The sequence below is a fragment of the Streptomyces regalis genome (assembly GCF_001509475.1).
GTDB classification, from domain to species: Bacteria; Actinomycetota; Actinomycetes; order Streptomycetales; family Streptomycetaceae; genus Streptomyces; species Streptomyces regalis.
In genome coordinates this window covers 1-1,692 of the sequence record NZ_LLZG01000185.1, presented here as the reverse complement: position 1 = coordinate 1,692, position 1,692 = coordinate 1, and the positions used below count along the sequence as shown (strand labels likewise).

Sequence of the window (1,692 nt, the reverse complement as noted above, 5' to 3'; positions counted from 1 at the left end):
CGGTGGGGGGGTGGCGGGGAAGGGGAGAGGGGACGCACGCCTCACTTGCCGTAGACGAGCATCAGCTTCTCCTTCGCCTGGTCGTTGCCGCTCAGCCGGGTGCTGGAGAGGTAGAGGCGCCCGTCGACCCAGTCGAAGTCCTTCGAGAAGAAGCCGTTCTCGACGCTCGCGGCGCTGGCCGGGTTCTGCAGCAGCTTCGACGGCTGGTGGCTGCTGCCGGTGACCGGGATGGCCACGACCTGGCCGCCCCCGTCGTACGACGGCTCGACGTAGGCGATGAGCTTGCCGTCCTCGACCTTGATCGGCAGCATCGACTCGTCCGCCGGGGACTTGACGCGCCACTTCTCCTTGCCGTTGGCGAGGCTGACCGCGACGATCTCGTTGGCGCCCGTCGTCGCCTTGGTCGGCATGTAGAGCATGTCGGTGTCGGCGGCGACACCGGTGCAGCCCTGGAGGTCACGCTGGAGGATGGCCCAGCCGCACTGGGCGCCGATCTCGAGGGCGGCTTCGACCTGCGAGCGACGCTTGCCGTCGGAGCCGAACGTGGAGATGTTCCACTGCTTCTTGTCCTTGTTGGTGCTGTAGATCACCAGCGGGTCGAGGGAGAAGACGCGAGAGACCTGCCAGCCCTTGGAGAACTGCCAGGTCCACTTGACCTTGCCGGTCGCCGGGTCGAGCTCCTGCACCTCGTCGTGCTCGTTGGTGCCGGTGGCGTCGCAGCCCGCCACGGCGATCAGCTTCTCACCGCCCGCGAAGGCGTCCGGGAAGCACTTGTCGCCGAATCGCGTCTTGTCCCACAGCTTTTCGCCGCTGTCGATGTCGTACGCCGTGCCGGACTGCGAGCGACCCACCATCAGCGTCTTGCCGGTGATGGACAGTTCGACGTCGAGGGTGCTGTCGAACAGCGCGCCGTTGGCGACACTGCCCTTCCAGCCCTGGGCGCCGGTGTTGAGGTCGACCTGCTGGAGCTGGTTGCACTTGGCGCGGTCGCTGCTGCCGCTCATGTACGCCACGACGATCTTGTCGTCGGCCGACTTCTGCGGAGTGACCGCGCAGATCTTCTGCGGGAAGGTGATCGGGTCCCAAGTGGCCTCGCCGTCACCGATGTTGTAGGCGAAGAGCTGCTTGTACGCCGCCTTCACCGCGGCCTTGTCGGTGATCCACATGCCGGGGGCGTCGGCACCGGAAGCGGGCGCGTCGGGCGCCTGCTTGTACCAGAGCACCTTCGACTCACCGGACTGGCGGCCCCCGTTGAGGTTCTCCGGGTCGGCGCCGCCACCGCCACCGCCGTTGTCGGGGTCGTCGGTCGGGGAGCCGGAGCCCTTCGGGTCGCCGCTCGGCTGGGCGACCGGCGGTTTCGGGTCGTCGTCGCCTCCGCGGGTCACCGCGAACACGGTGCCGGCGAGGACGAGCAGCACCGCGACCGCGGCACCGATGACGAGGGCGGGCTTGTCCTTGAAGGGGTTGCCCGAGCCGGGCGGCGGGGTGCCGGGGGCGCCCGGGTACTGCGGCTGGGGCGGGTAGGCGTAACCCGGGGCGGGCTGCTGGCCGTAGGGCGCGGGCTGCTGGGGGTAGCCGTACGGGCCCGGCTGCTGCGGCGGTTGGCCGTAGGGGCCCGGCTGGCCGGGCTGGGCCGGCTGCTGCTGCTGCTGCGGGTAGCCGTAGCCCGGCTGCGGGGCGGCGGGCGGCGGG

At 70.1% G+C, this 1,692-nt stretch carries 1 protein-coding gene; it reads right to left on the bottom strand.

From position 1 onward, the window contains the following. Nucleotides 1–41: 41 nt before the first annotated feature. Nucleotides 42–1,692 (bottom strand): outer membrane protein assembly factor BamB family protein (locus ADL12_RS21365; protein ID WP_062704277.1); only part of this gene is annotated, 1,651 nt, incomplete at its 5' end.